Annotated in this window: 6 protein-coding genes and 1 pseudogene; all 7 read right to left on the bottom strand. The window is 69.9% G+C overall.

Features of this window, described 5'->3' with window-relative positions; genetic code table 11:
* Positions 1 to 440, bottom strand: a pseudogene (locus R1101_RS26910) (primosome assembly protein PriA); the annotation flags it as partial.
* Between the two features lie 17 nt (positions 441 to 457).
* Positions 458 to 1,672, bottom strand: a complete 1,215-nt coding sequence (gene metK, locus R1101_RS0114890) for a methionine adenosyltransferase (RefSeq protein WP_016934198.1) — start codon at positions 1,670 to 1,672, stop codon at positions 458 to 460.
* Positions 1,673 to 1,806: 134 nt separating this feature from the next.
* Positions 1,807 to 3,090 carry a bifunctional phosphopantothenoylcysteine decarboxylase/phosphopantothenate--cysteine ligase CoaBC gene (gene coaBC, locus R1101_RS0114885; RefSeq protein ID WP_016934197.1) on the bottom strand — a complete coding sequence of 428 codons (1,284 nt, stop codon included), beginning with the start codon at positions 3,088 to 3,090 and terminating at the stop codon, positions 1,807 to 1,809.
* Positions 3,087 to 3,407, bottom strand: coding sequence for a DNA-directed RNA polymerase subunit omega (rpoZ, locus tag R1101_RS0114880; protein WP_371053292.1), 321 nt, complete (start codon positions 3,405 to 3,407; stop codon positions 3,087 to 3,089). The genes coaBC and rpoZ overlap by 4 nt, the downstream gene beginning before the upstream one ends.
* A 56-nt stretch (positions 3,408 to 3,463) precedes the next feature.
* Positions 3,464 to 4,015, bottom strand: coding sequence for a guanylate kinase (gene gmk, locus R1101_RS0114875; RefSeq protein ID WP_016934195.1), 552 nt, complete (start codon positions 4,013 to 4,015; stop codon positions 3,464 to 3,466).
* 64 nt (positions 4,016 to 4,079) lie between these two features.
* Positions 4,080 to 4,400, bottom strand: a complete 321-nt coding sequence (gene mihF / locus R1101_RS0114870; RefSeq protein ID WP_006551450.1) for an integration host factor, actinobacterial type — start codon at positions 4,398 to 4,400, stop codon at positions 4,080 to 4,082.
* Positions 4,401 to 4,830: 430 nt separating this feature from the next.
* On the bottom strand, positions 4,831 to 5,673 hold the full coding sequence (gene pyrF, locus R1101_RS0114865) for an orotidine-5'-phosphate decarboxylase (protein ID WP_016934194.1): 843 nt from the start codon (positions 5,671 to 5,673) through the stop codon (positions 4,831 to 4,833).
* Positions 5,674 to 5,772: the final 99 nt, after the last annotated feature.

The following is a 5,772-nucleotide window of genomic DNA, read 5'->3' as shown; positions in this document are numbered from 1 at the left end:
GTGCCGATACCGGCCCCACGCGGCGCGATCGATCGTCCGGGGCAGGCGGAATTTCCGGTGTGCGCGGCGCCTCGGCCTCGACGCGTGCGTGTCGCGGAGGTACCGCCAGACGCACGCACGTCGGCCCGGGTCCCGGCGTAACGGGTCGCGACTTCCTCCGCCAGAGCGGCGATCTCGGGTGTGAGGACCTGCTCGGACGAGACCACCCGGTCGAGGCGGCCCAGCTTGCCGGTGTGATCGCTCGACGCGGCGCGCGCGAGCAGGAAACCGTCGACGAGGCGTCCGGCGAAGCGGACGCGGACGCGGACGCCCGGACGGGCGTCCGCGTCCAGCTCGCACGGGATCAGGTAGTCGAACTCCCGGTCGAGGTGCGGAACCGGCAGCAGCGGGAGAACCCGCGCGACCGGATCGACCTCGGCGGCGTCGAAATCGGCAGCCACCCGGGCCCGATCGGAATCTACAGACCGGCGGCCGCGCGCAGCTTGTCGGCGCGGTCGGTGTTCTCCCACGGCAGGTCGATGTCGGTACGGCCGAAGTGACCGTACGCAGCGGTCTGCGCGTAGATCGGGCGCAGCAGGTCGAGGTCGCGAATGATCGCGCCCGGACGCAGGTCGAAGACCTCGCCGATCGCCTGCTGGATGCGGGCCGGGTCGGTCTTCTCGGTGCCGAAGGTCTCGACGAACAGACCGACCGGAGCGGCCTTGCCGATCGCATAGGCGACCTGCACCTCGATGCGCTCGGCGAGGCCGGCGGCGACGGCGGTCTTGGCGACCCAGCGCATCGCGTAGGCGGCCGAACGGTCGACCTTCGACGGATCCTTGCCGGAGAACGCGCCACCACCGTGACGGGCCATACCGCCGTAGGTGTCGACGATGATCTTGCGGCCGGTCAGGCCGGCATCACCCATGGGGCCACCGAGGACGAACGATCCGGACGGGTTGACCAGCAGACGCACGTCGGCGGTGTCGAGATCGGCCAGATTCGGGTCGGCGAGCACCGCGTCCACGACGTGGGTGCGCAGATCCGGCGTGAGCAGGTTGTTCAGGTCGATGTCGGCGGCGTGCTGCGTCGAGATGACGATCGTGTCGAGGCGGACGGGCTTGTCGCCGTCGTACTCGATGGTGACCTGGGTCTTGCCGTCGGGGCGCAGGTACGGCAGGACCGCGGACTTACGGACCTCCGTGAGGCGCCGGGACAGGCGGTGGGCGAGGGAGATCGGCAGCGGCATCAGCTCGGGCGTATCGGAGCACGCGTATCCGAACATCAGTCCCTGGTCGCCGGCGCCCTGCAGTGCGACTTCGTCGTCGGTGAGCACACCGCTGCGCGCTTCGAGGGCGACGTCGACGCCACCGGCGATCTCCGGGGACTGGGCGCCGATGGCGATGTTGACGCCGCAGGAGTTGCCGTCGAAGCCCTTCGACGACGAGTCGTAGCCGATCTCGAGCACGCAATCGCGCACGATCTTGGGGATGTCGGCGTATGCGGAGGTGGTGACCTCACCCACCACGTGCACCTGCCCCGTGGTCACGAGAGTTTCCACCGCTACCCGGGCACGAGGATCCTCGGTGAGGAGCGCGTCGAGAACCGAGTCGCTGATCGCGTCACAGATCTTGTCCGGATGTCCTTCCGTCACGGACTCACTGGTGAAAAGACGACCGCCGGTCTTGGCCACGAAACTCCCTCTCGACTATGCGCCAGGCGCTGGACGGACAAACCGTGTGGAGCGTGCGCTCCTCGAACGGGCCGCAACGACCCGATCGCAGTGCCGACGCTACTGCTCCGCAGGCGTCGACGCGAGTATTGAAATCACCCGATTCTGCTGCGTTCCGCCAGCAGAGGTCCGAGCGCGTCGAGTACGCGGCTGGCCATGAGGGCCTTCGATCCGTGAGCGAGGGCGGTTTCCGAACCGTCCGCGGACAGCAACCAGCCGTTGTTGTCGTCGACCTCGAACGCCTTGCCTTCTCCGACGGCGTTGACGACGAGAAGATCGCATCCCTTGCGGGCGAGCTTCTCCCGGGCGTAGGTGAGCACGTCACCGTGCTCGTCGCCGGTCTCCGCCGCGAACCCGACGATGACCGTCTCCGCGGAGAGGCCCCCTTCGGTGCGTGCCCGGACGAGCCCGGCGAGGATGTCGTCGTTCTTCGTCAGCGCGATGGAGTCGGGTTCGCCCTTCCCCTTCTTGATCTTGCTGATCGCGAAGGTGGACGGCCGGAAATCGGCCACGGCCGCGGACATGATCACAGCGTCGGCGCCGGAGGCGTGCTTGGCGACGGCGTCCTGCATCTGCGCGGCCGTCTGCACCCGGACGACGTCGACCGCGGCCGGGTCGTCGAGACCTGCGACACTGCCGGCGACGAGCGTCACGTCGGCGCCGCGTTGCGCGGCGAGACGTGCGAGTGCGTAGCCCTGCTTGCCGGACGACCGGTTGCCGAGGAAGCGCACCGGATCGAGGGGCTCGCGGGTGCCACCGGCGGACACGACGACGCGGCGTCCGGCCAGGTCGCGAGGCAGCGCGTCGGCACGTTCGAGCAGCAACGCGGCCAGAGTGAAGATCTCGTCGGGTTCGGGCATCCGCCCGGCTCCGGTGTCCTTGCCGGTCAGCCGGCCGGACGCGGGTTCCACGACCACCGCCCCGCGGCGACGCAGGGTCGCGACGTTGTCGGCGGTGGCGGGATGCTCCCACATCTCGGTGTGCATCGCGGGCACGAACATCACCGGGCACCGCGCGGTGAGCAAGGTCGCCGTGAGCAGGTCGTCGGCGCGACCTGCGACCGCCCGGGCCATCAGGTCGGCGGTCGCCGGCGCGATGACGACGAGGTCGGCTTCCTGACCGAGCCGCACGTGCGGAACCTGCGGCACGTCGGCGAATACACCGGTCTGGACGGGGTTGCCGGACAACGCCTCGAAGGTGGCGCGGCCGACGAATTCGAGGGCGGACTCCGTCGGGACGACCCGCACGTGGTGGCCGCTCTCGGTGAACGCGCGGATCAGTGCGCAGGACTTGTAGGCGGCGATGCCGCCGGCGACACCGACGACGATGCGGCGGCGCTGCACGGATCCGGCCTCGCCGCTCGAAGCGGGGTTGTTCACTCGCCTTCGGTGTGCTCGAGCAGATCCGAGTGGATCTCGCGCATGGCGATCGACAGCGGCTTCTCCTGCAGGCCCGGCTCCACGAGGGGGCCGACGTACTCGAGGATGCCGTCGCCGAGCTGGTTGTAGTAATCGTTGATCTGGCGTGCCCGCTTGGCGGCGTAGATCACCAGCGCGTACTTCGAGGAGGCGCGCTCGAGCAGCTCGTCGATAGGCGGGTTGGTGATACCCGAGGGGGTGTCGTAGACCGGGAGGGCGTTGCCCTCGAGGTCGGTCGCGGCTGCCTGGATGCTGCTCACTCGGTGTTCTCCTGAGATGTCGCGGAATAAGGGGGCACGAAACCGGCGGCCGGACGCGCACGAGGCGCGGACGGTCAGTCGGCTCCGGGTCCGACCAACAAGGATACCAATTCATCGCAGGCCCGGTCGACGTCGTCGTTGACGATCACGACATCGAACTCGTCCTGCGCGGCCAGTTCGCTGCGGGCGGTATCGAGCCTGCGAGCGACGACCTCGTCGGTCTCGGTGCCTCGGCCGGTGAGGCGCTCGACGAGCACCTCCCAACTGGGCGGGGCGAGAAAGGCCAGTACTGCGTCCGGCATCGCGGCGCGGACGGCCCGTGCTCCCGCGAGGTCGACCTCCACGAGCACCGGATGTCCCTCGGCGAGTGCGTCGCGCACCGGCTCGGCCGGCGTGCCCGAACGCTGCAGACCGCCGTGGATGTCGGCCCATTCGAGCAGTTCACCGGCGTCGATCATCCGGTCGAACTCGGCGCGGCCGACGAAGTGGTAATCCACCCCGTCCACCTCGCCCGGTCGCGGGTCCCGGGTGGTGGCCGAGACACTGAAGTGCAGATCCGGGATCCGGCTCCGCAGCAGGCGTACGACGGTCGACTTACCCACCGCGGAGGGCCCGGCCAGTACCACCAGCCGGCCCCTCCGCGTTGCGGGCACGCTGTCCGTCACGGTTCGTGCGTCAGCTACCACGTGCTCAGGCGTCGAAATCGAACCTGGCGAGCAGGGCTTTGCGCTGACGGTCGCCGAGGCCGCGCAGACGGCGGGTCGGGGCGATCTCCAGCTCGGTCATGATCTCCTGCGCCTTGACCTTGCCGACCTTCGGCAGGGCCTCGAGCAGAGCCGACACCTTCATCTTGCCGAGGATCTCGTCGTTCTCGGCGTCCTTGAGCACCTGCTTGAGGTCGGTGCCGCCGCGCTTGAGGCGCTCCTTGAGCTCAGCCCGGGCACGACGGGCAGCAGCCGCCTTCTCCAGAGCAGCGGCGCGCTGCTCATCGGTCAGCTGGGGAAGGGCCACGGTTCCTCCGTCTCATCGTTGGCTTTCGAGTCTTCACCGCTGCAACCAGCGGCGATAGCGACCGTACTCACGACCACCGACGAATGCGAACCCACCCCCCGGCGTTCCGCTCGAAAATCCGTGCGGTAGTGCACGCCGATTCCGCAGCGGATTCCGCGCCCTCCGGCGCGCGTCCGCACATCGCCGCGACCTGCCCAAATGGGGGAAAACTGCAGGTGAGTGGGTATCCGGGGCGCCGGAGAGGTCCGCAGCGAGCCGAGCGGCTCGCGGGATCGGCGACCGGACGTTCGGGCACTTCGGCGGCCCGAGAAATTTTTCTTCCCATTCCGCGTGTCGCGCCGCTCCGAGCGCAGGTCAGAGTGCATACCAGCGGTATGTACGACTCGCGCCCGGACCGCGCGTGGCGATCCGGGCACGAGAGTCGAACGTCTCAGTCCGTCAGGAAGGCGAAGCCGTCCAACGTGCGGGCGACGGCGGCCCGCAGCCCCGCGACGGACGGACCTGCCCGCAGCACGTCCCGTGAGACGTTGGGCACGACGGCCCGCAGGTGGTCGCCCACGAGTCGGCGCACGTCGTCGGCGGTGCCGCCCTGGGCGCCCACTCCGGGCATCAGGATGGGCCCGTGGAGGGCGGACAGGTCGGGCGCCTCGGTGAGGGTCGCTCCGACCACCACACCCACGGATCCCAGCTCTGCCGCTCCGCCGCTCGCGTCGGCGCAGTTGCGGGCGGCGCACTCGTCCACCACGACCTGCGCCACGGTGCGCCCGTCGGCGACCCGGGCCCGCTGGACCTGCGCACCTTCGGGATTGGAGGTGGCCGCGAGCACGAATACCCCGCGGCCCGTCCCGGCCGCCAGATCCAGCGCAGGGGCGAGCGAACCGAAGCCCAGATACGGGGAGACGGTCACGGCGTCCGAACGCAGCGGCGAGCCGTCCGACAGCCAGGTCCGGGCGTAGGCGTCCATCGTGGAACCGATGTCGCCGCGCTTTGCATCGGCGAGCACGAGCACGCCCGTCTCCCCCAGCCCGGCGATGGTGCGTTCGAGCACCGCGAGGCCGGCGGAGCCGTATGCCTCGAAGAACGCCACCTGGGGCTTGACGACCGCGACGGTATCGCCGAACGCCTCGACGCACAGTTCGCTGAACCGGGCCAGACCGTCCACGTCGTCGCCGAGACCCCATGCGGCGAGGAGCCCCGGGTGCGGATCGATGCCCACACACAGCGGCCCGCGGCGCCCGAGGGCGTCCGCGAGTCGCTGCCCGAAGGGCGTCACGCCCGTTCGGCGGGTGCGCCGCGCAGTCGCGCGTGCATCCGCTGGATCGAGCTGACGCCGATCTCACCGCGCAGTGCCGCCTCGATGCCCTGCACCGCG

This window comes from Rhodococcus sp. R1101, assembly GCF_000278445.1.
Taxonomy (GTDB): Bacteria; Actinomycetota; Actinomycetes; order Mycobacteriales; family Mycobacteriaceae; genus Rhodococcus; species Rhodococcus gordoniae.
The sequence above is the reverse complement of the archived record's forward strand: the minus strand, read 5'-3'. Positions and strand labels throughout refer to the sequence as shown.